At 68.1% G+C, this 26,419-nt stretch carries 19 protein-coding genes, 3 rRNA genes and 1 pseudogene; 19 read left to right on the top strand and 4 right to left on the bottom strand.

All coding sequences use genetic code 11. The features are described 5' to 3' along the window. Positions 1-59 precede the first annotated feature (59 nt). From argC to HUJ41_RS07625, 7 genes are read left to right on the top strand one after another with little or no spacing between them, the layout of a single operon-like run. Positions 60-1,106 carry an N-acetyl-gamma-glutamyl-phosphate reductase gene (gene argC, locus HUJ41_RS07655; protein ID WP_179872059.1) on the top strand — a complete coding sequence of 349 codons (1,047 nt, stop codon included), beginning with the start codon at positions 60-62 and terminating at the stop codon, positions 1,104-1,106. Then, positions 1,103-2,254 (top strand): bifunctional glutamate N-acetyltransferase/amino-acid acetyltransferase ArgJ, encoded by a 1,152-nt coding sequence (argJ, locus tag HUJ41_RS07650; protein WP_179872058.1) that lies wholly within the window; start codon positions 1,103-1,105, stop codon positions 2,252-2,254. Before argC ends, argJ begins: the two co-directional genes overlap by 4 nt. After that, complete coding sequence (argB, locus tag HUJ41_RS07645) at positions 2,254-3,153, top strand: acetylglutamate kinase (protein WP_179872057.1); 900 nt, start codon at positions 2,254-2,256, stop codon at positions 3,151-3,153. Before argJ ends, argB begins: the two co-directional genes overlap by 1 nt. Further along, positions 3,150-4,400, top strand: coding sequence for an acetylornithine transaminase (locus HUJ41_RS07640; RefSeq protein WP_281363091.1), 1,251 nt, complete (start codon positions 3,150-3,152; stop codon positions 4,398-4,400). Before argB ends, HUJ41_RS07640 begins: the two co-directional genes overlap by 4 nt. After that, the gene (gene argF / locus HUJ41_RS07635; protein ID WP_179872056.1) at positions 4,397-5,353 is read left to right on the top strand and encodes an ornithine carbamoyltransferase; all 957 of its coding nucleotides are present in this window, start codon (positions 4,397-4,399) and stop codon (positions 5,351-5,353) included. Before HUJ41_RS07640 ends, argF begins: the two co-directional genes overlap by 4 nt. A gap of 1 nt (position 5,354) precedes the next feature. Next, complete coding sequence (gene argH, locus HUJ41_RS07630) at positions 5,355-6,761, top strand: argininosuccinate lyase (RefSeq protein WP_179872055.1); 1,407 nt, start codon at positions 5,355-5,357, stop codon at positions 6,759-6,761. A gap of 5 nt (positions 6,762-6,766) precedes the next feature. Further along, positions 6,767-7,411, top strand: a complete 645-nt coding sequence (locus tag HUJ41_RS07625) for a DNA-3-methyladenine glycosylase (RefSeq protein WP_246299190.1) — start codon at positions 6,767-6,769, stop codon at positions 7,409-7,411. Here the strand turns inward: HUJ41_RS07625 and HUJ41_RS07620 are convergent. Beyond that, entirely contained in the window at positions 7,383-7,967 is a 585-nt protein-coding gene (locus HUJ41_RS07620) for a DNA-binding protein (RefSeq protein ID WP_179872054.1), read from the bottom strand. The two genes, HUJ41_RS07625 and HUJ41_RS07620, sit on opposite strands and share 29 nt — an antisense overlap. 144 nt (positions 7,968-8,111) lie before the next feature. On the opposite strand from HUJ41_RS07620, the gene tyrS reads away from it, so the two are divergent. The 10 genes from tyrS to recN all read left to right on the top strand — a co-directional run bounded on the left by tyrS (position 8,112) and on the right by recN (position 21,232). Continuing rightward, positions 8,112-9,422 (top strand): tyrosine--tRNA ligase, encoded by a 1,311-nt coding sequence (gene tyrS, locus HUJ41_RS07615; RefSeq protein ID WP_179872053.1) that lies wholly within the window; start codon positions 8,112-8,114, stop codon positions 9,420-9,422. Between the two features lie 574 nt (positions 9,423-9,996). Beyond that, positions 9,997-11,519 (top strand): 16S ribosomal RNA (locus tag HUJ41_RS07610). Positions 11,520-11,968: 449 nt separating this feature from the next. Next, positions 11,969-15,084 (top strand): 23S ribosomal RNA (locus tag HUJ41_RS07605). Between the two features lie 148 nt (positions 15,085-15,232). After that, positions 15,233-15,349: ribosomal RNA gene (gene rrf, locus HUJ41_RS07600) — 5S ribosomal RNA — on the top strand. Together the 16S, 23S and 5S rRNA genes form the textbook arrangement of a ribosomal RNA operon. A 110-nt stretch (positions 15,350-15,459) precedes the next feature. Next, positions 15,460-16,464 carry a hypothetical protein gene (locus tag HUJ41_RS07595; protein ID WP_179872052.1) on the top strand — a complete coding sequence of 335 codons (1,005 nt, stop codon included), beginning with the start codon at positions 15,460-15,462 and terminating at the stop codon, positions 16,462-16,464. Next, positions 16,451-17,470 carry an HAD-IIA family hydrolase gene (locus HUJ41_RS07590; protein WP_179872051.1) on the top strand — a complete coding sequence of 340 codons (1,020 nt, stop codon included), beginning with the start codon at positions 16,451-16,453 and terminating at the stop codon, positions 17,468-17,470. The genes HUJ41_RS07595 and HUJ41_RS07590 overlap by 14 nt, the downstream gene beginning before the upstream one ends. 2 nt (positions 17,471-17,472) lie before the next feature. Beyond that, positions 17,473-17,721, top strand: a complete 249-nt coding sequence (locus HUJ41_RS07585; RefSeq protein WP_179872050.1) for a hypothetical protein — start codon at positions 17,473-17,475, stop codon at positions 17,719-17,721. Beyond that, positions 17,718-18,539, top strand: coding sequence for a TlyA family RNA methyltransferase (locus tag HUJ41_RS07580; protein ID WP_179872049.1), 822 nt, complete (start codon positions 17,718-17,720; stop codon positions 18,537-18,539). The genes HUJ41_RS07585 and HUJ41_RS07580 overlap by 4 nt, the downstream gene beginning before the upstream one ends. Before the next feature lie 72 nt (positions 18,540-18,611). Then, a complete protein-coding gene (locus tag HUJ41_RS07575; protein WP_179872048.1) occupies positions 18,612-19,535 on the top strand; it encodes an NAD kinase in 924 nt (307 codons plus the stop codon). Next, a complete protein-coding gene (gene recN / locus HUJ41_RS07570; protein ID WP_179872047.1) occupies positions 19,532-21,232 on the top strand; it encodes a DNA repair protein RecN in 1,701 nt (566 codons plus the stop codon). The genes HUJ41_RS07575 and recN overlap by 4 nt, the downstream gene beginning before the upstream one ends. Before the next feature lie 49 nt (positions 21,233-21,281). Here the strand turns inward: recN and HUJ41_RS07565 are convergent, their stop codons facing one another. The 3 genes and pseudogenes from HUJ41_RS07565 to HUJ41_RS07555 form a co-directional block, all read right to left on the bottom strand. Next, positions 21,282-22,166 (bottom strand): hypothetical protein, encoded by an 885-nt coding sequence (locus HUJ41_RS07565; RefSeq protein WP_179872046.1) that lies wholly within the window; start codon positions 22,164-22,166, stop codon positions 21,282-21,284. 31 nt (positions 22,167-22,197) lie between these two features. Then, entirely contained in the window at positions 22,198-22,638 is a 441-nt protein-coding gene (locus HUJ41_RS07560; protein WP_179873929.1) for a type IV pilin protein, read from the bottom strand. A gap of 40 nt (positions 22,639-22,678) precedes the next feature. Next, positions 22,679-23,824: pseudogene (locus tag HUJ41_RS07555) on the bottom strand (IS3 family transposase); the annotation flags it as partial. A 264-nt stretch (positions 23,825-24,088) separates the two neighbouring features. Between HUJ41_RS07555 and pyrG the strand changes: the two are divergent. Next, the gene (gene pyrG / locus HUJ41_RS07550) at positions 24,089-25,798 is read left to right on the top strand and encodes a CTP synthase (RefSeq protein WP_179872045.1); all 1,710 of its coding nucleotides are present in this window, start codon (positions 24,089-24,091) and stop codon (positions 25,796-25,798) included. Further along, on the top strand, positions 25,795-26,418 hold the full coding sequence (locus HUJ41_RS07545; RefSeq protein ID WP_246299189.1) for an NUDIX domain-containing protein: 624 nt from the start codon (positions 25,795-25,797) through the stop codon (positions 26,416-26,418). The genes pyrG and HUJ41_RS07545 overlap by 4 nt, the downstream gene beginning before the upstream one ends. Position 26,419: the final 1 nt, after the last annotated feature.

The raw sequence follows: 26,419 nt of genomic DNA, 5'->3' as shown, positions 1-26,419 counted from the left end.
GGACCGGCACGGCGCCCGCCCGCACCCCGGCGGGCGCAAAACCTGGAAAGCTGGAGGACATGACTGTCTCGATCGCCGTCGCAGGAGCCAGCGGATACGCCGGCGGGGAGGTGCTGCGCCTGCTCGCCGACCACCCCGGTGTCGAGGTGACGACCGTCACGGCGCACAGCAACGCGGGCCAGCGCCTCATCGACGTGCAGCCGCACCTGCGCTCCCTCGACCACCTGACCTTCGCCGAGACGACGCCCGAGGTACTCGCGGGGCACGACGCCGTCGTGCTCGCCCTGCCGCACGGCGCCTCGGGCGCCGTCGCCGCGACGCTGCCCGAGAGCACGCTCGTGCTCGACTGCGGCGCCGACCACCGCCTCACGAGCGAGGCCGACTGGGAGCGCTTCTACGGCGGCGAGTACCACGGAGCGTGGACCTACGGGCTGCCCGAGCTGCTGCACGCCGACGGCACCCGCCACCGCGAGCACCTCAGCGGCGCTCGGCGCATCGCCGTACCGGGGTGCAACGTGACCGCCGTGACGCTCGGCCTGGCCCCGGGCATCCGCAGCGAGGTCATCGAGCCCGCCGACCTCACCGCCGCGCTCGCCGTGGGCCCCTCGGGTGCCGGCCGCGCCCTCAAGACCATGCTTCTCGGCAGCGAGCTCATGGGCTCGGCGTCGCCCTACGCGGTCGGCGGCACGCACCGGCACATCCCCGAGATCCTGCAGAACCTCCGCGTCGCCGGCGCCGCGCACCCGAGCATCTCCTTCACGCCCGTGCTCGTGCCGATGAGCCGCGGCATCCTCGCGACGATCACGGCGCGCCTCGAACCGGGTGCCGACGCCTCGAGCGTGCGCTCGGCGTGGGAGTCGGCGTACTCCGCCGAGCCGTTCGTGCACGTGCTGCCCGAGGGCCACTTCCCCAAGACCGCCGACGTCGTGGGCGCGAACACCGCCCTCATCGGTCTCGCCGTCGATGAGGACGCCGGTCGCGTCGTCGTCGTCGTCGCGCTCGACAACCTCGTCAAGGGCACTGCCGGCGCTGCCGTGCAGTCCCTCAACCTCGCACTGGGCCTGCCCGAAGACCTCGGCCTGCCCCGGAACGGAGTCGCACCATGACCGTCACCGCCGCAGCCGGATTCGAGGCGGCGAGCGTCGCCGCCGGCCTCAAGTCGACGGGGGCCCTCGACCTCGCCCTGCTCGTCAACCGCGGGCCGAGCTCGGCTGGCGCCGCCGTGTTCACGAGCAACCGCGCGAAGGCGAACCCCATCATCTGGTCGCAGCAGGTCATCGCCGACGGCGATGTGCGCGCGATTGTGCTCAACTCCGGCGGCGCCAACTGCTTCACCGGGGCCCAGGGCTTCCAGACCACCCACGCGACGGCCGAGGCGGTCGCCGAGCACCTCGGCGTCGACGCGGGCGACGTGCTCGTGTGCTCGACGGGCCTCATCGGCGAGCAGCTCGACCGCGAGAAGCTGCTCACCGGCGTCGCGACGGCGGCCGGCGCGCTGACCACCGACGGCGGTGAGGACGCCGCTCGCGCGATCATGACGACCGACTCGGTGCCCAAGACGGTCACCGTCGAAGGCCCCGGCTACACGATCGGCGGCATGGCGAAAGGGGCAGGGATGCTCGCCCCCGGGCTCGCGACGATGCTCTCGGTCATCACGACCGACGCCGACCTGCCGGTCGCCGAGCTCGACCGCGCGCTGCGTGAGGCCACCCGCCTGACCTTCGACCGCCTCGACTCGGACGGCTGCATGTCGACCAACGATCAGGTGACGCTCATGGCGAGCGGAGCATCCGGCGTCACGCCCAGCACCGAGGAGTTCACGCTCCTCCTCGTCGACGCGTGCTCCTCGCTCGTGCTGCAGCTGCAGGCCGATGCGGAGGGCGCGAGCCACGACATCCAGATCCACGTGCACGGCGCCGCGAGCGAGGACGACGCCGTCGAGGTGGGCCGCTCCGTCGCGCGCAACAACCTCTTCAAGGCGGCCATCTTCGGCAACGACCCCAACTGGGGGCGCGTGCTCGCGGCGATCGGCACGACGAGCGCCGAGTTCGACCCCTACGCGGTCGACGTGACCATGAACGGCGTGCGCGTCTGCCACGCGGGCGGGCCGGATAGGCCGCGCGAGGAGGTCGACTTGAGCGACCGGGTCGTGAGCGTGCTCATCGAGCTCGGTGTCGGCGACGCGGCCGCGATGATCCTCACCAACGACCTCACCCACGACTACGTCCACGAGAACAGCGCATACTCCAGCTGATGACCACGACACACGACTCCGACGACTTCGCCCTCGCCGCCGAGAAGGCGGCCACCCTCATCGACGCGCTCCCGTGGCTGCAGACCTACCGCGACCGCATCGTGGTCATCAAGTTCGGCGGCAACGCCATGGTGACCCCCGAGCTGCAGCGCACCTTCGCCGAAGACATCGTCTTCATGCGCACGGCGGGCGTGCGCCCCGTCATCGTGCACGGTGGCGGCCCCCAGATCTCCTCCATGCTCGACCGCTTCAAGATCGAGAGCGACTTCCGAGGCGGTTACCGCTACACGAGCCCCGAGGCGATGGATGTTGTGCGCATGGTGCTCACGGGGCAGGTCAGCCCGGCCATCGTCAACCACATCAACGAGCACGGGCCTCTCGCGGCCGCGATCTCGGGGGAGGACGCCGGGCTCTTCCGCGGGCGCAAGCGCGGCGCGATGGTCGACGGCGAGGAGGTCGACCTGGGTCTCGTCGGTGACGTCGTGGGCGTCAACCCCGAGCCGGTCATCGCGCAGCTCGACGCCGACCGCATCCCGGTCGTCTCCTCGATCGCTCCTGATATCGACACTCCCGGGCAGTCGCTCAACGTCAACGCCGACTCGGCCGCCTCGGCGCTCGCCGTGGCCCTGAAGGCCGAGAAGCTCGTGATCCTCACCGACGTCGCGGGCCTCTACCGCGACTGGCCTGATCGCGACTCGCTCGTCTCGACGATCGCCGTGCCCGAGCTGCGTGAGCTGCTGCCGAGCCTCCAAGCCGGCATGATCCCCAAGATGGCCGCGTGCCTCGAAGCGGTCGAGGGCGGGGTCGCGAAGTCCGCGATCATCGACGGCCGCATCCCGCACTCGATCCTTCTCGAGATGTTCACCCAGAAGGGGATCGGCACGGAGGTGGTTCCATGAGAGCCGCTGACGGCGCGACCGACACGCACAGCGCGCCTCTTCCCATCACGGGCACACAGACCGAGGCGATGCGCGCGCGCTTCGCACAGGTCGCCATGGCCTCCTCTCCGACGCCCTCCGCCGTGCTCGACCACGGCCGCGGCGCCCTCGTGTGGGATGTCGACGGGGCCGAGTACCTCGACTTCCTCGCCGGCATCGCCGTGAACGCCCTCGGCCACGCGCACCCCGCGGTCGTCGAGGCCGTGAGCACGCAGGCCGCCCGCGCGGTCCACGTGAGCAACTACTTCACGACCCCGCAGGCGATCGCCTTCGCCGAGCGCCTCGTGCGAGTGACGGGCATGGGCGAATCGGGCCGTGTCTACGTCGCCAACTCGGGTGCGGAGGCCAACGAGGCCGCGATCAAGCTCGCACGCCGCACCGGTCGGTCGCGCATCCTCGCCTTCGAGTCGGGCTTCCACGGCCGCACGATGGGCTCGCTCGCGCTCACCGGCAAGGCCGCGCTGCGCGAGCCGTTCGAGCCGCTCGTGCCCGGAGTCGAGCATCTGCCGACCGAGCTCGACGCTCTCGAGGCGGCCATGGGGCCGGATGTCGCCGCCGTCATCCTCGAGCCCATCAAGGGCGAGGCCGGCGTCGTGCCGCTTCCGCCCGGCTTCCTCGCGGCCGCCCGGGAGCTCACCACGGCGCACGGCGCACTGCTGATCCTCGACGAGATCCAGACCGGCGCGGGGCGCACAGGCGACTGGTTCGCCTTCCAGCACGCCGGCGAGCTGCCGGAGGGCGTGCTGCCCGACGCCATCGCGCTCGCCAAGGGCATCGGCGGGGGAGTGCCCATCGGCGCTCTCGTGACGACGGGCGCGGCGAGCGAGCTCTTCACGCTCGGCCAGCACGGCTCCACGTTCGGCGGCAACCCGCTCGCGACGGGCGTGGCCGATGCCGTGCTCGCGGAGATCGAGCGCGCCGACCTCGTGGCGAATGCCGCCAGGCGCGGCGAGCAGCTGCGGTCGGGCATCCTCGCTCTCGGCAGCGACCTCATCGTGGAGGTGCGCGGACGCGGCCTGCTGCTCGGCATCGAGCTCGCGGAGCCGATCGCGCCCGCGGTCGTCGGCCACGCGCTGCAGCGCGGGCTCATCGTCAACGCGACGGGCCCGACGACGGTGCGCCTCGCACCGCCGCTCATCATCGGCGATGCTGAGATCGACCGGTTCCTTACCGTCTTCGCCGCGAGCCTGGAGGCCGCCCGCCCATGACCGCACCCGCACCGCTCACGCGCCACTTCCTGCGCGACGACGACCTGTCGCCCGCCGAGCAGGCCGAGATTCTCGACCTCGCGGTCGAGCTCAAGCGCCACCGCTGGGCAACCCGCCCGCTCGAGGGCCCGCAGACGGTCGCCGTCATCTTCGACAAGTCGTCGACCCGCACGCGCGTCTCCTTCGCCGTCGGCATCGCCGACCTCGGCGGTCAGCCGCTCATCATCTCGACCGCGAACAGCCAGCTCGGCGGCAAGGAGACCCCGAGCGACACCGCGCGCGTGCTCGAGCGCATGGTCGCGGCGATCGCGTGGCGCACCTACGGGCAGGCGGGGCTCGAGGAGATGGCGAAGGGCACGACCGTGCCGGTCATCAATGCGCTGAGCGACGACTTCCACCCGTGCCAGCTGCTCGCCGACCTCCTCACGATCCGCGAGCACAAGGGCCACCTCGCCGGGCTCACGGTCGCCTTCCTGGGCGACGGCGCCGACAACATGGTGCACTCCTACCTGCTCGCGGGAGCGACGGCCGGCATGCACGTCCGGGTCGGCTGCCCCGCCGACTACCTGCCGAACGCGCAGGTCGTCGCCGATGCGACCGAGATCGCGCGCGCCACGGGCGGATCGATCGCGATCCTCACCGACCAGGTCGAGGCCGTCACAGGCGCCGACGTCGTCGTCACCGACACCTGGGTGTCCATGGGCAAGGAGGAGGAGAAGGTCGCGCGCGTCGCCGCCCTGAGCCCCTACAAGGTCGACACCGAGCTCATGGCGCTCGCGCAGCCCGACGCGATCTTCCTGCACTGCCTTCCCGCCGACCGGGGATACGAGGTCACCGCCGACGTCATCGACGGGCCGCAGAGCGTCATCTGGGACGAGAGCGAGAACCGCCTTCACGCGCAGAAGGCGCTCCTCGTGTGGCTGCTCGAGCGCGCCCAGGGCCGGGAGGCCTGACGTGGTGCGCGCGACGAACGAAGGATCGCTGTGGGGCGGCCGCTTCAGCGACGGCCCCTCGCCGGAGCTCGTGCGCCTGAGCCGCTCGACCCACTTCGACTGGCAGCTCGCCCCCTACGACCTCGCGGGGTCACGAGCACATGCCCGGGCTCTCGCGGCCGCGGGGTATCTGACCGAGGACGCGCTCACCCGCATGCTCGCGGGTCTCGACCGCCTCGAGGAGCGCTGGGCAGACGGCACCCTGCAGCCCCGCCCCGAGGATGAGGACGTGCACGGTGCGCTCGAGACCGCGCTCGTCGAGGAGGTCGGGCCCGAGCTCGGCGGCTCCCTGCGCGCCGGGCGCAGCCGCAACGACCAGATCGCGACGCTCATCCGCATGTTCCTGCGCGATCACGGCCGCGTGATCGCCCGCGACGTGCGCGCGCTCATCGAGGCGCTCGCCGGGCAGGCGGACGCGCATCCGGATGCGGTCATGCCGGGCCGCACTCACCTGCAGCACGCGCAGCCGATCCTGCTCGCGCACCACCTGCTCGCCCATGCGTGGCCTCTCGTGCGCGACCTCGAGCGGCTGCGCGACTGGTGGGAGCGCGCGAACCGCTCGCCCTATGGCGCCGGGGCCCTCGCGGGCTCCTCGCTCGGGCTCGACCCGGGGCTCGTCGCCGCGGACCTCGGCTTCGCCGGCCCGGCCGAGAACTCGATCGACGCCACGGCGGCGCGCGACCTCGTGGCCGAATTCCTGTACATCGCAGCGCAGCTCGGGGTGGACCTCTCGCGGCTGTCCGAGGAGATCATCTTCTGGAACACCCACGAGGTCGGATTCGTGACGCTGCACGACGGCTACTCGACGGGGTCGTCGATCATGCCGCAGAAGAAGAACCCCGACATCGCCGAGCTCGCGCGCGGCAAGTCGGGGCGCCTCATCGGTGACCTCACGGGCCTGCTCACGACCCTCAAGGGCCTCCCGCTCGCCTACAACCGCGACCTGCAGGAGGACAAAGAGCCTGTCTTCGACGCCGTCGAGACTCTCGAGGTGCTGCTGCCGGCCTTCACGGGCATGGTCGCGACCCTGCGCTTCGATACCGAGCGGATGGCCGAGCTCGCCCCGGCGGGGTTCTCCCTGGCCACCGATGTCGCCGACTGGCTCGTGCGGCAGGGTGTGCCGTTCCGCGAGGCGCACGAGGTCTCCGGCGCGCTCGTCGCGCACTGCGAGCGGCACGGCCTCGAGTTGCACGAGCCGAGCGACGACGAGTACGCGTCGATCGATGCGCGGCTGACGCCCGAGGTGCGGGCGGTGCTCACCGTGGAGGGCTCGATCGCCTCGCGCTCGGGCGCGGGCGGCACGGCCCCGAGCGCGGTCGCGGCGCAGCGAGCTCACCTCGACGAGCGCCTCGCCGCCCTGCCCGACTGACCCGCGTGCGCCCCGAGCTCGAGCTCCTGCGGGGCGACCCGCTCGACGTCGCGCCGCGCGTGCTCGGAGCGCTCGTGCACTGCCGCGGGGTGACGGTGCGGCTCACGGAGGTCGAGGCGTACCGCGGCGAGGACGACCCCGGCTCGCACGCGTTCCGCGGAGAGACGCCGCGCACGCGCCCCATGTTCGCGGGAGCGGGGCACGTCTACGCGTACTTCACGTACGGCATGCACACGTGCGTCAACCTCGTGTGCGGCCCCCCCGGCCGGGCGGGGGCGCTCCTGCTGCGCGCTGGTGAGGTCGTCGCGGGTGCCGAGGCGGCCCTCGAGCGCCGGCGAAGCGGGAGGCCCGAGCGCAGCATCCCGCATCGCGATCTCGCGCGGGGGCCGGCGCGGCTCGCGCAGGCGCTCGGCGTCACGCTCGCCGATTCGGGAACACTGCTCGCTCCCGTCGACGACGTCGCGGCCGACGGCCCGCGCCTCGAGCTGCAGCCGGCCCCGGCGCCCGCGTTCGTCGCTCGCGGACCGCGGGTGGGGGTGGCCGGCCCGGGTGGCGGTGCCGAGTATCAGTGGCGGTTCTGGCTCGACGGCGAGTCGACCGTGTCGGTGTACCGTGCGGCGGTCAGGCGGAAGGGCGCAGGGCCGCGCTGAGCAGGTCGGCGAGGGCGATGCGCGCTTCCGCGTCGACGCGCAGCCCGGCGGCTCGAGCGCGCTTGCTCACGGCCTGCGGTGTGATGCCGAGCGTGTGCGCGGCGTCGGCCTGCGTGCCGCCGGCCTCGAGGAGGTCGTGCAGCTGCCAGCCCTGCCCGCTCCAGCGCTCGCGATGGGCCAGGATGAGATCGAGCAGCGCGTCGAGCGGCTCGACGGGCGCGGTCCCGTCCCCGCGGATCGCGCAGCGGCTGGCCCGCCGAGCCGCCGCATCCAGGGCGTCGCGCGCGGCCATGACACCGGGCCCTGCGGCGTCGCGCATGCTGGCGGGCAGGGGAGTGCGCACGGCGCCGGCACCGAGGCCCACCTGCCACTGCCGCGCGCGGGCGAGGTGCAGCACGGTCTCGAGTGCCGCACGCGGGCTCGGGGTGAGGGCTCGCAGCTCGCCGTTGTCGGTCGCGTCGGGTGCGAGCGGGTAGTCGCCGTCGAAGCGGGCGCGCAGGTCGAGCAGAGCGCGGGTGGCTCCAGCGGGGTCGGCCCGCCCGAGTGGAGCGGCCATCATAACGAGCATCGATCCTCCTCGCGATCAACCTTAGAGGGTGGATTCGTGCCGGGCGCCGGCTGCGCCGCGCAGAGCGCGATCGGGCGTCGATGCCCGCCCGCCCGCGGGTGGCGGTCGACTCGCCGCTGATACTCTGACGCGGTGACCGCCGCACCCGTGACCCTCGCGCCCCCGCAGAACGATTCGAGTTTCGAGACGGTGTGGGAGGAGATCGTGTGGCGCGGTCTCGTGCACGTCTCCACCGATGCGGATGCCCTGCGCGAGCTGCTCGCCGGCCCGCCGATCACCTACTACTGCGGGTTCGACCCGACGGCGCCGAGCCTGCACCTGGGCAATCTCGTGCAGCTGCTGCTCATGCGCCGCCTGCAGCTGGCGGGCCACCGTCCGCTGGCTCTCGTGGGCGGGTCGACGGGCCTCATCGGCGACCCGCGCCCGACGGCCGAGCGTCAGCTCAACACGCGGGAGACGGTCGCCGAGTGGGTGGGCTACCTGCAGACTCAGGTCGGCCGGTTCTTGCCGAGCGAGGGTGAGACCGGCGTCCGTCTGGTCAACAATCTCGACTGGACGGCGGGCCTGAGCGCCATCGACTTCCTGCGCGACGTCGGCAAGTACTACCGCGTCGGCACGATGCTCAAGAAGGACGCGGTCGCGGCACGGCTGAATTCCGACGCCGGCATCAGCTACACCGAGTTCAGCTACCAGATCCTGCAGGGCTACGACTACCTCGAGCTGCACCGCCAGTACGGCTGCGTGCTGCAGACGGGGGGCAGCGACCAGTGGGGCAACCTGACGAGCGGCACCGACCTCATCCATCGCGCGGAGGGGCGCAGCGTGCACGCGATCGGCACGCCGCTCATCACGAACAGCGATGGCACGAAGTTCGGCAAGAGCGAGGGCAACGCGATCTGGCTCGACCCGGTCATGTGCAGCCCCTACGCGATGTACCAGTTCTGGCTCAACACCGACGACGCGGACGTCATCGACCGGCTCAAGGTCTTCACGTTCCTGACGCGCGCGGAGATCGAGGAGTACGCGGCGAAGGTCGCGGACGAGCCGTTCCGGCGAGAATCGCAGCGCCGGCTCGCTCTCGAGGTGACGGCGCTCGTACACGGTGAGGATGCCGCGGCCGCGGCCATTGCCGCCTCAGCGGCCTTGTTCGGCCAGGGTGACCTCGCCGAGCTCGACGTCGCAACCCTCGCCGCGGCGGTCGCGGAGCTGCCCTCGGCGCGTGTCGCTGAGTCGGACACCGTGGTGCACGCGCTCGTGGCGACGGGCCTGTGCTCGAGCGCGGGGGAGGCCCGGCGGGCGATCGCGCAGGGCGGCGTCTCCCTCAACAACGTGAAGGTGTCGGGGGAGGACCAGACTCTCGCCGGGGCCGCCCTCGCGGGCGGGGCGGCGGTGCTGCGACGGGGCAAGAAGACCCTCGCAGGCCTGACTTTCGGCGACTCCTGAGGGGTCGCGGGGGCCGCGAACGCCCGGTCGCACGAGCGCGACACGCCCGGGATGCGCCGAGATTTGTCCCGGACGTCATGCGCCCGTAATGTTTCCTCTTGTCACCCCAAAGGTGCGGCCAGCGGAACAGCAGGTCGGCCTCAAGCGGGACACATCCTCCAAGACAGAGCAGCCACTTGCTGGTGCGCTCATCGCCAAGTAGGATGGGAAGTCCGCCTCCACAGATCGATTCGATCGATCGGGCTCAGTCGGCCAGAACACCTGGTCACCGAGATCACCGATTTGCATCGGATCTCTCGGGCGGATATGTTAGGGAAGTTGCCCAGTTGCGACGGCTGAGAAGCCGAAGGTCTGGAGCGTCCGATCCTTGAGAACTCAACAGCGTGCACTAAGTCAATGCCAAATAACCTCGTCGGCTGACCTCGGTCAGTCGAATGAGATTCCTTTGGATTGAAACAAGAATGTCAGTAGATATTCGAACTTCAGTCAGACAAACTCGCGCCGGTTCACCACTTCGGTGGCGACCGGAGCACTAGATGTGCCAGCGGCTTTCGAGCTGCTCGGCAATCAAACATTTACGGAGAGTTTGATCCTGGCTCAGGACGAACGCTGGCGGCGTGCTTAACACATGCAAGTCGAACGATGAAGCCGGAGCTTGCTCTGGTGGATTAGTGGCGAACGGGTGAGTAACACGTGAGTAACCTGCCCCAGACTCTGGGATAAGCGTTGGAAACGACGTCTAATACCGGATACGAGCTGCGATCGCATGATCAGTAGCTGGAAAGAACTTCGGTCTGGGATGGACTCGCGGCCTATCAGCTAGTTGGTGAGGTAACGGCCCACCAAGGCGACGACGGGTAGCCGGCCTGAGAGGGTGACCGGCCACACTGGGACTGAGACACGGCCCAGACTCCTACGGGAGGCAGCAGTGGGGAATATTGCACAATGGGCGCAAGCCTGATGCAGCAACGCCGCGTGAGGGACGACGGCCTTCGGGTTGTAAACCTCTTTTAGCAGGGAAGAAGCGAAAGTGACGGTACCTGCAGAAAAAGCACCGGCTAACTACGTGCCAGCAGCCGCGGTAATACGTAGGGTGCAAGCGTTGTCCGGAATTATTGGGCGTAAAGAGCTCGTAGGCGGTTTGTCGCGTCTGCTGTGAAAACGCGAGGCTCAACCTCGCGCCTGCAGTGGGTACGGGCAAACTAGAGTGCGGTAGGGGAGATTGGAATTCCTGGTGTAGCGGTGGAATGCGCAGATATCAGGAGGAACACCGATGGCGAAGGCAGATCTCTGGGCCGTAACTGACGCTGAGGAGCGAAAGCATGGGGAGCGAACAGGATTAGATACCCTGGTAGTCCATGCCGTAAACGTTGGGAACTAGATGTAGGGACCATTCCACGGTTTCTGTGTCGCAGCTAACGCATTAAGTTCCCCGCCTGGGGAGTACGGTCGCAAGACTAAAACTCAAAGGAATTGACGGGGGCCCGCACAAGCGGCGGAGCATGCGGATTAATTCGATGCAACGCGAAGAACCTTACCAAGGCTTGACATATACGAGAACGGGCTAGAAATAGTCAACTCTTTGGACACTCGTAAACAGGTGGTGCATGGTTGTCGTCAGCTCGTGTCGTGAGATGTTGGGTTAAGTCCCGCAACGAGCGCAACCCTCGTCCTATGTTGCCAGCACGTAATGGTGGGAACTCATGGGAGACTGCCGGGGTCAACTCGGAGGAAGGTGGGGATGACGTCAAATCATCATGCCCCTTATGTCTTGGGCTTCACGCATGCTACAATGGCCGGTACAAAGGGCTGCAATACCGCAAGGTGGAGCGAATCCCAAAAAGCCGGTCTCAGTTCGGATTGAGGTCTGCAACTCGACCTCATGAAGTTGGAGTCGCTAGTAATCGTGGATCAGCAACGCCACGGTGAATACGTTCCCGGGCCTTGTACACACCGCCCGTCAAGTCATGAAAGTCGGTAACACCCGAAGCCAGTGGCCCAACCGCAAGGAGGGAGCTGTCGAAGGTGGGATCGGTGATTAGGACTAAGTCGTAACAAGGTAGCCGTACCGGAAGGTGCGGCTGGATCACCTCCTTTCTAAGGAGCATCTGCTGTCTCGCTTCGGCGAGTGCAGCCAGAAGCCGGATCTGGGGCATACGTTCCCAGCCGGTAGCTCATGGGTGGAACTTTGACTTTGGTGGTCGGCGAGAGCCGGCAGCTCAGTACGCATCCTTCGGGGTGCTGGAACGGCAGCTGGCAGGAGCTGGCCACATGCACGCTGTTGGGTCCTGAGGGACCGGGCCTCGAGGGTGACCTCGAGACACGATTCCTCGGACCGCGATCTGATCGACTAGACAGTACTCTTCGGAGTCGTCGACAGGAGCGGTACCGACCGTATGTTGAGAACTACACAGTGGACGCGAGCATCTTAGAACTGAGGTCGCAAGACCTCGGATCTACGATCAAACATCTCGAAAGAGATATAGATCATTGGTCTGCGTCGAACGCCTTCGGGCGCGAGATGCACGATCGATTCAAACTCATGTAGTCAAGTTTCTAAGAGCAAACGGTGGATGCCTTGGCATCTGGAGCCGAAGAAGGACGTAGCAATCTGCGATAAGCCTCGGGGAGCTGATAAGCGAGCTTTGAGCCGAGGATTTCCGAATGGGGAAACCCCGCTGGGCGTACTTGTGCGACCCAGTGACTCCCGCCTGAATATATAGGGCGGGTAGAGGGAACGTGGGGAAGTGAAACATCTCAGTACCCACAGGAAGAGAAAACAACAGTGATTCCGTCAGTAGTGGCGAGCGAACGCGGATCAGGCTAAACCGATCATGTGTGATAGCCGGCAGGCGTTGCATGGTCGGGGTTGTGGGACTTTCCCGCTGCTCTGCCGAGCAGTAAGGGTTACAGCGCGATATAGACGAATGGTCTTGAAAGGCCAGCCACAGAGGGTGCCAGCCCCGTAGTCGAAATGTCGTAATGGCCCGGAGAGTATCCCAAGTAGCACGGGGCCCGAGAAATCCCGTGTGAATCTGTCAGGACCACCTGATAAGCCTAAATACTCCCAGATGACCGATAGCGGACAAGTACCGTGAGGGAAAGGTGAAAAGTACCCCGGGAGGGGAGTGAAATAGTACCTGAAACCGTTTGCTTACAAACCGTCGGAGCAGCCCTAGTAGCTGTGACGGCGTGCCTTTTGAAGAATGAGCCTGCGAGTTAGCGATATGTGGCGAGGTTAACCCGAGAGGGGTAGCCGTAGCGAAAGCGAGTCTGAATAGGGCGATTCAGTCGCATGTCCTAGACCCGAAGCGAAGTGATCTATCCATGGCCAGGTTGAAGCGACGGTAAGACGTCGTGGAGGACCGAACCCACTTAGGTTGAAAACTGAGGGGATGAGCTGTGGATAGGGGTGAAAGGCCAATCAAACTTCGTGATAGCTGGTTCTCTCCGAAATGCATTTAGGTGCAGCGTTGCGTGTTTCTTGCCGGAGGTAGAGCTACTGGATGGCCGATGGGCCCCAAAAGGTTACTGACGTCAGCCAAACTCCGAATGCCGGTAAGTGAGAGCGCAGCAGTGAGACAGTGGGGGATAAGCTTCATTGTCGAGAGGGAAACAACCCAGACTACCGACTAAGGTCCCTAAGCGTGTGCTAAGTGGGAAAGGATGTGGAGTTGCATAGACAACCAGGAGGTTGGCTTAGAAGCAGCCACCCTTGAAAGAGTGCGTAATAGCTCACTGGTCAAGTGATTCCGCGCCGACAATGTAACGGGGCTCAAGCACACCACCGAAGTCGTAGGATTCGCATAATAGGTAGGCCTTCGTGGTCCAGCCGTGCGGATCGGTAGGAGAGCGTCGTGTGGCCAGAGAAGCGGCGGTGTGAACCAGCCGTGGAGGCCACACGAGTGAGAATGCAGGCATGAGTAGCGAAAGACGGGTGAGAAACCCGTCCTCCGAAAGACCAAGGGTTCCAGGGCCAGGTTAATCCGCCCTGGGTAAGTCGGGACCTAAGGCGAGGCCGACAGGCGTAGTCGATGGACAACGGGTTGATATTCCCGTACTGACGAAGAACCGCCCAAGCTAATCCAGTAATGCTAAGAGTCCGAATACCGGTGACCGATCCCTTCGGGGAGGAGCGCCGGGGCTAGCACTCGACCCTACGCTGGTGCGGCTAGCGTATTAACAGGTGTGACGCAGGAAGGTAGCTGAGCCGGGCGATGGTTGTCCCGGTGTAAGGATGTAGGGCGAACGATAGGCAAATCCGTCGTTCACATAGCCTGAGATCCGATGCGTACCCCTCACGGGGGAAATCAGTGATCCTATGCTGCCGAGAAAAGCATCGACGCGAGGTTCTAGTCACCCGTACCCCAAACCGACTCAGGTGGTCAGGTAGAGAATACCAAGGAGATCGAGAGAATCGTGGTTAAGGAACTCGGCAAAATGCCCCCGTAACTTCGGGAGAAGGGGGGCCGGATTCGTGAAGGGATTTACTCCCGGAGCGTTGAAGGCCGCAGAGACCAGTGGGAAGCGACTGTTTACTAAAAACACAGGTCCGTGCTAAGTCGCAAGACGATGTATACGGACTGACGCCTGCCCGGTGCTGGAAGGTTAAGAGGAAGGGTTAGCGCAAGCGAAGCTCTGAATTTAAGCCCCAGTAAACGGCGGTGGTAACTATAACCATCCTAAGGTAGCGAAATTCCTTGTCGGGTAAGTTCCGACCTGCACGAATGGCGTAACGACTTCCCAGCTGTCTCAACCGCGAACTCGGCGAAATTGCACTACGAGTAAAGATGCTCGTTACGCGCAGCAGGACGGAAAGACCCCGTGACCTTTACTACAGCTTGGTATTGGTGTTCGGTGTGGCTTGTGTAGGATAGGTGGGAGACTGTGAAGCGGGCACGCTAGTGTTCGTGGAGTCATTGTTGAAATACCACTCTGGTCACTCTGGATATCTAACTTCGAACCGTAATCCGGTTCAGGGACAGTGCCTGGTGGGTAGTTTAACTGGGGCGGTTGCCTCCCAAAAAGTAACGGAGGCGCCCAAAGGTTCCCTCAACCTGGTTGGCAATCAGGTGTCGAGTGTAAGTGCACAAGGGAGCTTGACTGTGAGACTGACAGGTCGAGCAGGGACGAAAGTCGGGACTAGTGATCCGGCAGTGGCTTGTGGAAGCGCTGTCGCTCAACGGATAAAAGGTACCTCGGGGATAACAGGCTGATCTTGCCCAAGAGTCCATATCGACGGCATGGTTTGGCACCTCGATGTCGGCTCGTCGCATCCTGGGGCTGGAGTAGGTCCCAAGGGTTGGGCTGTTCGCCCATTAAAGCGGTACGCGAGCTGGGTTTAGAACGTCGTGAGACAGTTCGGTCCCTATCCGCTGCGCGCGCAGGAAGTTTGAGAGGATCTGACCCTAGTACGAGAGGACCGGGTTGGACGAACCTCTGGTGTGTCAGTTGTTCCGCCAGGAGCACCGCTGATTAGCTACGTTCGGGATGGATAACCGCTGAAAGCATCTAAGCGGGAAGCCGGCCTCAAGATGAGACTTCCATACCATTTATGGTGAGAGGCTCCCAGCCAGACGACTGGGTTGATAGGCGGGATGTGGAAGAGGGGACTAAAGACCCTCGCAGCTGACCCGTACTAATAAGCCGATAACTTGACAACAACCTCCCTCCTTGTGAGGGGAATGAGTTTGCTGCTCGCGTCCACTTTGTGGTTCTCGATTTACGGTCGAGAACTACGCTCAGACAGGATCGCTGTGAGAACAGTGCTCTGCATGTCTGTCCGTAAACGATTGATAAATCAATAGTGTTTCGGCGGCCATAGCGAAGGGGAAACGCCCGGTTACATTCCGAACCCGGAAGCTAAGACCTTCTGCGCCGATGGTACTGCGAGGGGGACCTCGTGGGAGAGTAGGACACCGCCGGACTTCTTTGTGAGATGGCCACCCAGTGATGGGTGGCCATTTTGCGTTAACGCACCAGCACGCTCGTCGACCTCACCGCGTGGTTGACGAGTCTCGAACCCAGGGAGTCACCCATGGCTGAACGCCCCGATCGTCCACGGCGCGACGACCGGCCGAAGCGCGACGGCGCACCCCGTCGCGACGATGCTCCGAAGCGCGATGGCGCTGCCCCGCGCCGAGACGGTGCTGCCCCTCGCCGAGACGGCGCGCCCGCCCGTGAGGGTGCGGCGCGACGTGGCGGGGCACCTCAGCGCGACGGTGCGCCGCGGCGCGATGGCGCGGGCTACCGCGGCCCGCGGCCGGCGGGCGCATCCCGACCGGATCGCCCGGGCCGCCCGGAAGGCGACAACGACCGCCCGCGGCACGACGACCCGCCGGTTCCCGAGCACGTCACCGGCAAGGAGCTCGACCGCCACGCGCGCAACGAGCTGCGCACGCTCGCGAAGGAGAATGCCGACCGCGTGGCGCAGCACCTCGTCATGGCGGCCGAGCTGATCGACGACGACCCCGCGCTCGCCCATCGGCACGCGGCGGCCGCTGCGCGTCGCGCAGGCCGCATCGCGGTGGCACGCGAGACGTACGCCATCACGGCCTACGCGAACGGCGACTTCGCGCTCGCGCTGCGCGAGCTGCGCACGTACCGTCGCATCTCCGGCTCGAACGAGCAGCTGCCGCTCATGGTCGACTGCGAGCGAGGTCTCGGGCGCCCGGAGAAGGCGCTCGAGCTCGCGCGCTCGGTCGACCGCGCAACACTGACGGAAGCCGCGCGGGTCGAGCTCGCGATCGCGATGTCGGGCGCGCGCCTCGACCTCGGGCAGACCGAACAGGCACTGCTCGAGCTCGAGATTCCGCAGCTCGACCCGACGACCGCCTACCGCTACAGTCCCGCCCTCTTCGACTCCTACGCTGTCGTCCTCGCCGAGCTCGGGCGCGAGGAGGAGGCGGACGAGTGGGCACGTCGGGCCGACGTCGCCGCCGCGGCCATTGCTGCGGCCGGCGGCGCGACGCCCGACGAGGACACCATCGAGATCGTCGAGGAAGAAGCTGGTGCTGCGGAGGGCGACGATGCCGCTCGGTAAGCGTCGGCCCGCGCCGCTCACCGAGCGGGATGCTCTGCTCCTCGACCTCGACGGCGTCGTCTACACGGGGCCGGGGGCGATCCCGCACGCGGTCGAGAGCATCACGCGCGCTGCGGAGAGCGTGCGGGTCGGCTACATCACCAACAACGCCTCTCGCACCGACGAGGCCGTCGCCGAGCACTTGAGAGAGCTCGGTCTCTCCGTCGCCGCGAGCGATGTGGTGACGAGCCCGCAGGCCGCGGTGCGCGTGCTCGCAGATCTCGTGGAGCCCGGCTCGCGCATCCTCGTCGTCGGGGGCGACGGCCTCGTGAGCGAGGTCGAGAACGCGGGGTTCACGGTGACGCGCTCCGCGGAGGACGACCCCGCGGCCGTCATTCAAGGGTTCGCGCCGCACGTCGGTTGGGAGCACCTGGCCGAGGCGTCGTTCGCCCTGCACACCGGCATTCCGTGGGTGGCGACCAACACCGACTGGACCATCCCCGTCGCGCGGGGCATCGCGCCCGGAAACGGCACTCTCGTCTCGGCCGTGCACCTCGCCGTGGGTCGCCTGCCCGTCTTCGCCGGCAAGCCGGAGAAGCCCATCTTCGACGTCGCAGCCGAGCGGTTCGGGGCTCGCAACGCCCTCGTCGTGGGCGACCGCCTCGACACGGACATCCTCGGCGGCAACCGCGCCGGCATGGCGACCGCGCTCGTGCTCACGGGCATCGACCGCGCCAAGCAGGTGCTCGCGGCGCCCGCCGGCCAGCATCCCGACTACATCCTCACCGACCTGCGGCAGCTCTTCGAGCCGTATCCGGAGGCGCGGGAGAGCGTCGAGGACGGCGTGCGCACGGTCGAGGTCGGCAAGGCCGTCGTGCGCATGAAGCAGCACGTGGTGCGCGTCGCCCGGGCGGGCGATCCGCTCGATCTGCTCCGCGCCGGCGCGGCCGTCATCCACGCCTCAGGCCTGCAGATCTTCGGGCTCGACGTCGACGAGCAGTTGCGCGAGCTCGCGATACGCTCGTGACCATGGACGGCGACGGCGACGGCGAGGCGATGATGTCGGCGCAGGTCGAGGCGCCGACCTCTGGCGGCTCGAGAGCCGATGAGTCGAGCCAGGTCGCCGAGGCGGACGACGGCCTGCTCTCGCGACTCGCCCTCATCGAGGAGCGACCCCTCGCGGATCGGGCTGCGGCGTTCCGCCAGCTGCACGACGAGCTGAGGGCGGAGCTCGACGCGACCGACGCTCCGGGCGTCGAGCCGACGCGCACGGCGTGAGCACGCGACTCGACGTCGCACTCGTGTCGCGCGGGCTCGCGCGATCCCGCACCGCCGCCCGCGCAGCGATCGAGGCGGGTCGCGTGCGGGTCGACGGGCGCGCGGTGGTCAAGCCCGCGCATCCCGTCTCGGAGGATGCTGCGCTCACGATCGACGCCGACGACGGGTACGTCAGCCGCGCCGCGCACAAGCTCGTCGCCGCCCTCGACGCGACCGCGCGCGGAGGCGCCCCGCTCGAGATCGAGGGAGCCCTCGTACTCGACCTCGGCGCCTCGACCGGGGGCTTCACGCAGGTGCTGCTCGAGCGCGGCGCGCGGCAGGTCATCGCGCTCGACGTGGGGCACGGTCAGCTCGACCCGCTGCTGCGTGCCGACGCGCATGTCGTCGTCGTCGAGGGGGAGAACGCTCGCGCCCTCACCGCCGAGCGCCTGGCGACGGTGAGCGGGGTCGCCGAGCGGCCCGACCTCGTCGTGGGCGACCTGAGCTTCATCTCCCTCACGCTCGTGCTGCCGGCGATCGTCGCCACCGTCGGCACCGCGGTGCCGCTCGTTCTGCTGATCAAGCCGCAGTTCGAGGTGGGTCGGCAGGGCATCCGCGAAGGGGTCGTGCGTGATGCCGACGAGCGCGCGGAGGCGATCATGAGCGTGCTGTGGGCGGCGCACGACGTCGGACTCGCCGCCGACACGATCGCCCCCTCCCCACTGGCGGGTGTGCACGGCAATCTGGAGTTTCTCGCGGTCTTCCGGCCGACTGTCGGTCGGAGTCCGACACAATGGAGGGAGCACGTGGATGCTCTCGCGCACGCCCGCGGGGTCTGAGAGCAGCACCACCCCCGACAGCAGCACCACCCCTGACCGCAGCACCGCAGACCGCAGCACCCAGGAGTCCTCGTGACCGCCGACCGCCACCTTCTCGTCGTCGCCCACACCGGCCGCGCCGAGTCGCTCGCGGCCGCCGTGCGCGCCGTGCACCACATTCGCGATGCCGGCTTCGTCGCCGTCGTCGCCGAAGACTCGGCGGAGGAGCTGCGGGTCGCCGCCGAGGTCGACGACGTGCGCGTCCTCGGGCGCGACGTCGCCGTCGGCGAGCTCGAGCTCGTCATCGTGCTCGGCGGCGACGGCACGATCCTGCGCGCCGCGGAGCTCGCCCGCGGAGGCTCGGCGCCCCTCCTCGGCGTCAATCTCGGGCACGTCGGCTTCCTCGCCGAGAGCGAGCGCGACGACCTCACGGCCGCCCTCGACCGCGCGCTCGACCGCGACTACCTCGTCGAGGAGCGCATGACGCTCGCCGTGCGCGTCAAGCTCGGTGGCGAGGTCATCTACGAGACGTGGGCGCTCAACGAGGCGACGGTCGAGAAGGCGAGCCGCGAGCGGATGCTCGAGGTGGTCATCGAGGTCGATGGTCGTCCGCTCTCGAGCTTCGGCTGCGACGGCGTCGTCATGTCGACGCCGACCGGCTCGACCGCATACGCGTTCTCCGCCGGCGGCCCCATCGTGTGGCCGAGCCTGGACGCGATGCTGCTCGTGCCGCTCAGCGCGCACGCGCTGTTCGCGCGGCCCATCGTCGTGGGGCCCGACTCCTCTCTCGCGGTCGAGGTGCTCGATCGCACGCAGGGCACGGGAGTGCTGTGGTGCGACGGCCGCCGCGCCTTTGAGCTGCCCACGGGGGCGCGCGTGATCTCGCGCCGCTCACCCACGCCGGTGCGCCTCGCGCGCCTGCACACGGGCCCGTTCACCGACCGGCTCGTCAACAAGTTCGCCCTGCCGACCACCGGCTGGCGGGGCCCCATCGATGAGGAGGCCCGCGACTCGTGATCGAAGAGATCTCCATCCGCCACCTCGGCGTCATCGGCGAGGCACGGCTTCCCCTCGGGCCCGGCTTCACGGCGCTCACGGGCGAGACGGGCGCCGGCAAGACCATGGTCGTCACCGCCCTCGGCCTCCTGCTCGGCGACCGCGCCGACACGGGCGCGATCCGCTCGGGCAGCGGTCAGGCCCTCGTCGAAGGGCACTGGAGCATCGACGAGCGCGGCGCTGTCGCCGACCGCGTGCGGGATGCCGGGGGAGACCTCGACGAGGGTGCGCTCATCCTCAGCCGCTCGATCTCGCAGGAGGGCCGCTCGCGCGCCGTGGTCGGCGGGCGCTCGACCCCCGTGGGCGTGCTCAACGAGATCGGGCAGCAGCTCGTCGTCGTGCACGGGCAGAGCGACCAGGTGCGGCTCAAGTCGTCGACGGCGCAGCGCGAGGCTCTCGACCGCTTCGCCGGGCCCGAGCTCGCGCACGTGCTCGGCGACTACCAGGAGGTCTTCCGCCGTTGGATGGACGCGCAGTCCGAGCTCGACGTGCTCGTCGCCGACCGCGACCGCCGCGCTCGTGAGGCGGAGGATCTGCGCGCCGCGATGACGGAGATCGAGGAGGCTGCGCCGCGCCGCGGCGAGGACGACGAGCTCACCGCTCGCGCCGAGCGCCTCACCAACGTGGAGGACCTGCGACTCGCCGCTGCGCAGGCGCACGAGCTCATCTCCTCCGAGAGCCTCGACGAGGCACGAGACGCCGTCGCCCTGCTCGAGACGGCTCGCCGCACGATCGACCGCGTCTCGGGGCATGACCCGGCACTCGAGCCCATCGCCGAGTCGATCGCCAACGCGGGCTTCGTCGTCGGCGAGCTCGCGACGCAGCTCGCGAGCTACCTCGCCTCGCTCGACACCGACGGCGGGCGCGAGCTCGAGACGGTGCAGGAGCGCCGCGCCGAGCTCGCCGCCCTCATGCGCAAGTACGGGCCGAGCCTCGACGAGGTCATCGACTACCTCGACTCGGGCAGCAGCCGCCTGCTCGAACTCGACCAGGACAGCGATCGCATCGACGCCCTGCGGCGCGAGGTCGACGCCGACCGCGCGCGCGTGAGCGAGCTCGCCGATCGACTCAGCGACCTGCGCCGCACGGCCGGCATCCGGCTCTCCGAGCGCGTGACGGGCGAGCTCGCGGCCCTCGCGATGAGCGGAGCCCGCATCACGGTCGACGTCACCACGCGCGAGGAGCACACGCTGAGCGGGCGCGACCAGGTCGCGATCCTGCTGCAGCCGCATCCCGGAGCCGAACCGCGACCCCTCGGGCGCGGTGCCTCCGGGGGAGAGCTGTCGCGCGTCATGCTCGCGCTCGAGGTCGTCATCGCCGCGACCGACCCCGTGCCGACGTTCATCTTCGACGAGGTCGACGCGGGCGTCGGCGGCGCGAGCGCGATCGAGATCGGGCGGCGCCTCGCACGCCTCGCGCAGAGCTCGCAGGTCATCGTCGTCACCCACCTTGCGCAAGTGGCGGCCTTCGCCACCAACCACCTGCGCGTCGTCAAAGACAGCGCGGGCACCGTCACGGCGTCGAGCGTGCAGCAGCTCGGCGGCGAGGAGCGCGTCGCCGAGATGGCGCGACTGCTGAGCGGCCTGCCCGACAGCGAGACGGGTCTCACGCACGCGCGCGAGCTGCTCGAGACGGCGCGCGAGCTCGTCGGCAGCTAGCCGCGGCCCGGCACCGCTGCCGCTCTACTGCCGCCCCGCCCGCGCGCGCTCAGCCGCGCACCGGTACGCGGAACTCGGCCACCGTTCCGTCGCGCTCCTCGATCGTGACTGCGAGGGCGAGGTCGTCAGTGTCGATGCCGTCCGTGGTGATTCCCTCGGGCGTGGCGAGCACGTGCGTCGTGGGCGCGAAGTCGGCCGTGCAGAACTCGGCGGGGTTCGGCGCGAAGTCGAGCACGAGGATGCCCGGCTCCGCAGGCTGGAGGCTGCGGGCGATCGGCGGGCAGCCCGAACTGCCCCACGTCACGACGTGGATCGTCTCGCGGGCCTCGCCCCAGAACGCGAGCGGCTCACCGCGCTCGAGGTCGGCCTCGTCGAGCTCGATGCCGGCGGGAGTGCCGCGGATGACCTCGAGGGCGATCGAGTCGACGGGCTCCTCGGCCTGGTCCTCAGGAGCCGCGCTCCCCAGCGGCAGGACCGGCACACTCACCACCGTGGGCTCGGCCGGCCCGAATGCGGTATCGGCGAGCGAGATCTCCACCTCGAGGCCTGCCGAGGCGGCGTCGACACCCTCCGGTACGGCGAACACGTGCGTGCGGGGCGCCAGATCGTCGGTGCAGGCTTCGGCTGGCCCCTTCTCGAAGTCGATCGCGAGCTGCCTCGCGGTGAGCATCTCGATGCGCACGGCGATGTAGGGGCAGGACGAGCTGCCGAAGGTGACGACCGTGAGGGTGTCGCCGCCGTCGGAGACCCACGCGAGCGGTTCGCCGCGCCAGTCGGAGTCGTTCCACGGCTCGCTCACCGGGGCGTCGGACGGTATGCCCTGCTCGTCGGAGAGAGCGACGGAGGTGGGCGTGCCGCCCGAGCCCGCGCATCCCGCCATCAGCAGCACCCCCAGCAGTGTCGCGGAGGCGGTGAGCGAGTGCCTGCGCATCATGCGCCCAGCGTACGCCCGCTCTCACTCTGCATCACGACGTGAAGTCGGGGTCTCCGCTCGTCGCGCACGTGCCCGACTGGACGGTGGCGTCGTCGGTGACGAAGAACGTCGCCGACGAGTCAGACGTCGCGTCGATGCAGAAGCGACCGGCGGCGATCGTGATGACGGGCGCGGCGGTCGTCGAGGTGGCGAAGCCGTAGTCGGCGAGATCGTTGGCGTCGCTCGTGTAGCTGCCCTCGTGCTCCACCGAGTAGGCGACGAGGGCCGTGCGAATGTTCACCAGGTCGCTCGTCGCGACCGCATTGTGCGCCTGATTCTGCTGGCCGATGAAGATCGGCACGGCGACGGCGGCGAGGATGCCGACGATGATCACGACGACGAGGAGCTCGATGAGCGTGAAGCCACCATCGGGGGTCGGCACGGATGGCCGCGACCGCTGGGCGGTGCGCGGCGCGGTGGCGTGGGCGAGCATCACGTGGCTCCCTCCTGGTGGTGCTGGCCTGACCCCGTGTTTCGGTCCACGCCGTTTGGGAGTCGTCACGGGTTTCGATGCGTGCAGTCCCGAGCATAGGCCGCCGGGGTCCGGTAGCCGAGCGCGGAGTGGCGACGGCCATGGTTGTAGTCCCTTTTCCAGTCGCCGATCACGACCCGGGCATGGTGCAGGCTGTAGAAACTGTTCAGGTTCAAACACTCGTCGCGAATGCGGGAGTTGAACGATTCCACGTAGCCGTTGCGCCACGGCTGGCCCGGCGGAATGTAGGAGATCCCCACCGAGTCGTTCGCCCAGTCGGCGAGGGTTTGGGAGACGAACTCGGGCCCGTTGTCGCACCGCAACACAGTCGGCAGGCCACGGTGGGCGACGATGCGCTCCAGTTCGTCCACGAGCCGGTCGGCGGTGATCGAGCGCTCCACGAGCCCGCCGACGCATTCGCGGGTGTGCTCATCGATGATCGAGGCGATCTTCAGGTTGCGACCGTTCTCGGTGGCATCGAACTGGAAATCCACCGCCCACACCGTGTTAGGCGCGTCAGCCGGGATAGGTTCAGCGGTGGAGGCGCCGACGCGTTTGCGGCGACGACGCACGATCACCCGCAGGCCTTCCTCACGCCAGAGCCGTTGGATCTTCTTGACGTTCACCACCCAGCCCTCACCGACGGCGTCGGCGTGGGCGTTGCGGTAGCCGCGCCGAGGATGAGTCTTCGCCCACGCTCGCAGCCACGTCCGCAATGCAGCGTCTGGGTCGGCGCAGGTCTCCGAGACCAAGGGTCGGCGCCAGGCCGATCTGCTCAGCCCGACCAGACGACACGCCATCCGCTCACTGATGTCGAACACGCTCAGCAAGTGACGGATCGCGGCGCGGCGTCTGCCCGGGCCTAAAAGTTTCCCTCTGCCAGCTCCTTCAACGCCGCCTTCTCCAGCTCCGCCTCAGCCAGCAGTCGCTTCAAGGTCGCGTTCTGTTTCTCGAGCTCTTTGAGCCGTTTCGCGTCTTCTGCTTTCAGGCCGCCGTATTGGTTGCGCCACCGGTAGTAGGTCTGCTCCGACACGCCGAGCTCCCGGCAGGCAGCTGCAACGTCGCCGCCATCGGCCAGGACACGGTCAGCGATGCCGAGCTTGCGAACGATCTGTTCCGGCGTGTGCCGGCGCCTTCTCGTGGTCATGATGAATCCAGTCTTCCTCCCCGACGAGCGGGGCAACAAGACGACTCTCATAACGAACGGACCGAAAATCTGGGGTCAGGCCAGTGCGTCGAGTGACGAGGGCAGGCAGGTCTCCGAGACCGCAGCACCAGACTCACCCTCGATGATGCCTCACCGATCCCGAGCGCAGAATCCCCTCTCCGGGGGAGGGCCCGGGAGGGTGCCGACGGGAGCGGTGCGCGCGTCGGGAGCCGTCGGCCCGCAAGTCGGATACGATGAAACCCCGTGGCGGACACTTCTGAGACAGGTTCTGACGGGCGAGACTTCGAGCACGTCACCAAGCACATCTTCGTGACCGGGGGTGTCGTCTCCTCCCTGGGCAAGGGCCTCACCGCCGCGAGTCTCGGCAACCTGCTCACCGCGCGCGGCCTGCGCGTCGTCATGCAGAAGCTCGACCCGTACCTCAACGTCGACCCCGGCACGATGAACCCCTTCCAGCACGGCGAGGTCTTCGTGACCGACGACGGGGCGGAGACCGACCTCGACATCGGCCACTACGAGCGGTTCCTCGACCTCAACCTCAGCCAGGCGGCGAACGTCACGACCGGGCAGATCTACTCGGAGGTCATCGCGAAGGAGCGGCGTGGCGAGTACCTCGGCGACACCGTGCAGGTCATTCCGCACATCACCGACGAGATCAAGCGCCGCATGCGCCTGCAGGCGCAGGACGACCCGAAGCCCGACGTCATCATCACCGAGATCGGCGGCACGGTCGGCGACATCGAGTCGCAGCCGTTCATCGAGTCCGCGCGCCAGGTGCGCCACGAGCTCGGCCGCAAGAACGTCTTCTTCGTGCACGTCTCGCTCGTGCCGTTCATGAACGCGAGCGGCGAGCAGAAGACGAAGCCCACGCAGCACTCCGTCGCGATGCTGCGCTCGATCGGCATCCAGCCTGACGCGCTCGTGCTGCGCAGCGACCGGCCCGTGTCGAGCGGCAACCGCCGCAAGATCGCCCTCATGTGCGACGTGGAGGAGGCCGCGGTCGTCAACGCCGTCGACGTGCCCTCCATCTACGACATCCCGTCGATGCTGCACAGCCAGGGGCTCGACGCCTACATCATGGACCAGCTCGACCTCGTCGCCGGCGACGTCGTGTGGGACGGGTGGAAGGATCTGCTCACGGCGGTGCACGAGCCCAAGCGCGAGGTCACGATCGGCCTCGTCGGCAAGTACATCGACCTGCCCGACGCCTACCTCTCCGTCACCGAGGCGCTGCGGGCCGGCGGCTTCGCGCACCAGGCGAAGGTCGCGATCCGCTGGATCCCCTCCGACGAGTGCGAGTCGCCCGAGGGCGCCGCCCGCCACCTGTCGGAGCTCGACGGCATGTGCGTTCCCGGCGGCTTCGGCGTGCGCGGCATCGAGGGCAAGCTCGGCGCCCTGCGGTTCGCGCGCGAGAACGAGATTCCCGTGCTCGGTCTGTGCCTGGGCCTGCAGTGCATGGTCGTCGAGTACGCGCGCAACGTCGCGGGCCTGCCGGGCGCGTCCAGCAGCGAGTTCGACCCCGACACCGAGTACCCGGTGATCGCGACGATGGCCGAGCAGGTCGACATCATCGCGGCAGGCGACATGGGAGGCACGATGCGCCTCGGCCTGTACGAGGCGGCGCTCGCCCCCGGCTCGATCGTCGCCGAGCTGTACGGCTCGCACGTCTCGCACGAGCGCCACCGCCACCGCTACGAGGTCAACAACGCCTACCGCGAGCAGATCGCGGCGGCGGGTCTGACCTTCTCGGGCACGAGCCCCGACGGCTCCCTCGTCGAGTACGTGGAGCTGCCGCGCGAGGTGCATCCGTTCTACGTGGCGACCCAGGCGCACCCCGAGCTGCGGTCGCGGCCGACAGCGGCGCACCCGCTGTTCCGTGGCCTCATCGACGCGGCGATCGCGCGCCAGAAGGCCTCGCGCCTGTTCGACGACGAGGCGGGTTCGGCCGCGTGAGCGCCGACGCTGCGGGTGACGATGCGGCGGTCGTGGATGCTCGGGGTGAGGATGCCCGGGAGCTCCGAGACGAGGCGCACAGCGTCGAGGTGCTGCGCAGCGATGTCGCCTTCGACGGCGTCGTGTGGGACATCCGTCGCGAGGATTTCGCGTACGGAGACGTGACCCTCACGCGGGAGTTCATGGAGCATCCCGGAGCGGTCGCCGTGCTCGTGATCGACGAGTCGGACCGCGTTCTCACCATCCAGCAGTACCGGCACCCCATCCAGATGCGCAATTGGGAGCTGCCGGCGGGGCTGCTCGACGTCGAGGGGGAGCCGCCGCTCGAGGCGGCGCAGCGCGAGCTCGCCGAGGAGGCCGATCTCGTGGCCGCCTCGTGGGAGCCGCTCATCACTCTGCACACCTCGCCGGGCGGGTCGGACGAGGTGATCCACGTGTTCCGCGCGACCGATCTGACCGCGACGGACGAGGTGTTCGCGCGCGAGGCGGAGGAGGCCGACATCGTGCCGCGCTGGGTGCCGCTCGCCGCCGCGGTCGACGCGGTGCTCGCCGGGCGCGTGCACAACGGCATCTTCCTCGCGGCGGTCCTCGCCGAGCACGCACGCCGCACGCGGGAGTGAC

The sequence above is a fragment of the Microcella indica genome (genome assembly GCF_013414345.1).
Classification (GTDB): domain Bacteria; phylum Actinomycetota; class Actinomycetes; order Actinomycetales; family Microbacteriaceae; genus Microcella; species Microcella indica.
Note: the sequence above shows the minus strand (reverse complement) of the source record. Positions and strands in the feature narration are given on the sequence as shown.

What these genes read in the sequence shown, in the direction of transcription:
- argC (WP_179872059.1), top strand. Translation starts at nt 60, where the DNA reads ATGACTGTCTCGATCGCCGTCGCAGGAGCCAGCGGATACGCCGGCGGG.
- argJ (WP_179872058.1), top strand. Translation starts at nt 1,103, where the DNA reads ATGACCGTCACCGCCGCAGCCGGATTCGAGGCGGCGAGCGTCGCCGCC.
- argB (WP_179872057.1), top strand. Translation starts at nt 2,254, where the DNA reads ATGACCACGACACACGACTCCGACGACTTCGCCCTCGCCGCCGAGAAG.
- HUJ41_RS07640 (WP_281363091.1), top strand. Translation starts at nt 3,150, where the DNA reads ATGAGAGCCGCTGACGGCGCGACCGACACGCACAGCGCGCCTCTTCCC.
- argF (WP_179872056.1), top strand. Translation starts at nt 4,397, where the DNA reads ATGACCGCACCCGCACCGCTCACGCGCCACTTCCTGCGCGACGACGAC.
- HUJ41_RS07620 (WP_179872054.1), bottom strand. Translation starts at nt 7,967, where the DNA reads ATGGCCGCTCCACTCGGGCGGGCCGACCCCGCTGGAGCCACCCGCGCT.
- HUJ41_RS07595 (WP_179872052.1), top strand. Translation starts at nt 15,460, where the DNA reads ATGGCTGAACGCCCCGATCGTCCACGGCGCGACGACCGGCCGAAGCGC.
- HUJ41_RS07590 (WP_179872051.1), top strand. Translation starts at nt 16,451, where the DNA reads ATGCCGCTCGGTAAGCGTCGGCCCGCGCCGCTCACCGAGCGGGATGCT.
- HUJ41_RS07585 (WP_179872050.1), top strand. Translation starts at nt 17,473, where the DNA reads ATGGACGGCGACGGCGACGGCGAGGCGATGATGTCGGCGCAGGTCGAG.
- HUJ41_RS07565 (WP_179872046.1), bottom strand. Translation starts at nt 22,166, where the DNA reads ATGATGCGCAGGCACTCGCTCACCGCCTCCGCGACACTGCTGGGGGTG.
- HUJ41_RS07560 (WP_179873929.1), bottom strand. Translation starts at nt 22,638, where the DNA reads ATGCTCGCCCACGCCACCGCGCCGCGCACCGCCCAGCGGTCGCGGCCA.